Origin of the sequence: Bacillus sp. MMSF_3353 (genome assembly GCF_030733445.1) — a bacterium.
Taxonomy (GTDB): Bacteria; Bacillota; Bacilli; order Bacillales; family Bacillaceae_G; genus Bacillus_A; species Bacillus_A wiedmannii.
This window is the reverse complement of the sequence record NZ_JASHJA010000083.1, coordinates 1-2,343: the sequence shown is the minus strand read 5'-3', so window position 1 is coordinate 2,343 and position 2,343 is coordinate 1. Positions and strand designations below refer to the sequence as shown.

At 29.5% G+C, this 2,343-nt stretch carries 1 protein-coding gene and 1 pseudogene; both read left to right on the top strand.

Features of this window, described 5'->3' with window-relative positions; translation table 11 throughout:
* Positions 1-1,325 precede the first annotated feature (1,325 nt).
* Complete coding sequence (locus tag RBB48_RS31515) at positions 1,326-2,012, top strand: response regulator transcription factor (protein WP_306008857.1); 687 nt, start codon at positions 1,326-1,328, stop codon at positions 2,010-2,012.
* Positions 2,009-2,343, top strand: a pseudogene (locus RBB48_RS31510) (two-component sensor histidine kinase); the annotation flags it as partial. The gene RBB48_RS31515 and the pseudogene RBB48_RS31510, both read left to right, overlap by 4 nt.

The following is a 2,343-nucleotide window of genomic DNA, read 5'->3' as shown; positions in this document are numbered from 1 at the left end:
AATGAAATATAATCTACTTACTTGCCTTAAAAATAAGTAGGGGTGTTCATTTCATTTTTATTATATCATCTTATATCTTAATTATTTCTTTTTATAAAAACTAACTATGTTATTGTCATATTTATGTTAAATAAGGACTCCCGCCAGATTACTATCAATCTAAAATTATGAAGTACCCCCATTATGAAAATTTTATATTTTCGCAGCTAAAGGACAAATAAAAAAGGTCCTTAACAATTTATTAAGGACTGTGGAATAACACCGCAATTTGGGTTGGGACCCAATCAGTTTGTAGAAAATAAATCGTTATTATGATAGAAATTGTATTCCCAAAAGCAATGTTTCAAATGAATTTTAGCATATTTGTAACTATATTAGTATCAACAAAATGTGGAGTGGATTACAAATAGTGATTTTTAATATTGGAAAGAGTTTTAGAATTTATAAAATTAAATATAAATATACAGATTTTTGTAAGAACGCTACATTCTTCTCTATTTACCTATGTATACATTTTTACTAATTTATTATTAAATTTATATTGATTTAAAATATTTTTCACGAAATATTAGATTAGGATTTTTAGGGTTTAAAATGTTTATTTATTCCTGTTTATCAAGTAACTAGATTTTCAAACATCAAAAGTGCCTATGGTGAAATTTGTTATATAATGAAATCAATCCATATAGATGGTTTCCCCGTTACGAGTAATGAGATAGCTTAATTCATCTTTTATACATTATCTGAAAAAGGACTTGTAGGGATTCTTACAAGTTCTTTTTGTTCTTTGGATTGACGAATATTAAGTGTTATTGGGGATACAGCTAACATTTCAAGAGTCTTCATATATTCTTATGACAAAATGCTGTAGAAAGCTTAAGAATTCTTAAGAACTTTTGCCCCTTTTTTTTAAGGTTTGGATTCTAGAGTATAATTATGAGTTCAAACCTGTGGGATGATTAGGTATGAAAACAATTCGCTTTCTTATTTCTGTATATAATGCACTAAAAAGCAATTGGTACAGCCATTCCAAGTTCAAGGTTTCTTGGAGACAAAATAATTCAAGGAATTGATTTGAAGAAAGTAAATTACATTGTCAAATATGGACTGAGTACAGGTGTATTCACAGAAAAATTAATTAAAAGAAAAAGGGAGCTTATTTATTGTATATGGATTAGTAGTAAATATTGAACAATATATTAGGGAGAACGCTATTACGTATATGCATTATGTTATTTCTTGTCTTTAGAAAAAAAGAAGATACAAATATCTCACCTGCTTATATCTTTAGCTGTTTAATACGAGAAAAAATATGGAGGAATCATATGGAGTCAAAAATTCTTATTGTCGATGATGATAAAGAGATTAGAAATCTTATCTCTGTTTATTTGGAAAATGAAGGTCTGAAAACTCAAAAGGCAGAAGATGCTATGGAAGCTTTACAATTGTTAGAAGAAAAGGAATTTGATTTGATTATTTTAGATATCATGATGCCTAATATGGATGGTATTGAAGCGTGTATGAAGATTAGGGAAGACCTCAATATACCTATCATCATGCTATCTGCAAAATCTGAGGATATAGACAAAATTCAGGGTCTAGCCTCTGGTGCAGACGATTATTTATCAAAGCCGTTTAACCCATTGGAATTAATCGCTAGGATAAAATCCCAATTAAGAAGATTTAAAAAATACAATACGTCCATAGAACATAATAAAAGTATTCTAGAAATTGGTGACTTAACCGTGAATACAGATACTCGTCAAGTATGGGTAAGGGGAAAAGAAACAAGGTTAACTCCAAAAGAGTTTGCTATTCTTGAACTACTTGCCCGTAACAAAGGGATTGTCCTGAGCGTTGCGAAAATATATGAATCAGTTTGGAAAGAGGTTTTTTATAAATCAGATAATACCGTCATGGTGCATATTACAAAAATAAGAGACAAAATTGAAGAGGATTCTAAACAGCCCATTTATATTAAAACTGTTTGGGGAATTGGATATAAAATATGAAGAGGGTTAGCTTTAGAAATAAGATCATTATAAAACTTCTTGGTGCTGTTGCAGTTAGTTTTTTTGTTTCGTTTGGTTTAACAATCTTTGTTGTGCAATACGTCATAGATCCATTATTTAGAAAACACGAAGATTTTGGTATGTTTGAAGCCAATTTGGCATTGTTGTTCTCATTTGCGTTCGCAATCTTTAATTTTATAATAATTTTTTTGATATTGGTTCGAAAGAAAATAGTATATTTGAAGCTCATTTCAGATAATGTGAATGATATTGCCAATGGAAAACTGGGTTTGACAATTGGGATTAAGGGGAAGGACGAATTGACCCAACT

Excerpts from the sequence above, each read along its gene's own strand:
- RBB48_RS31515 (WP_306008857.1), top strand. The coding sequence starts at position 1,326 with ATGGAGTCAAAAATTCTTATTGTCGATGATGATAAAGAGATTAGAAAT.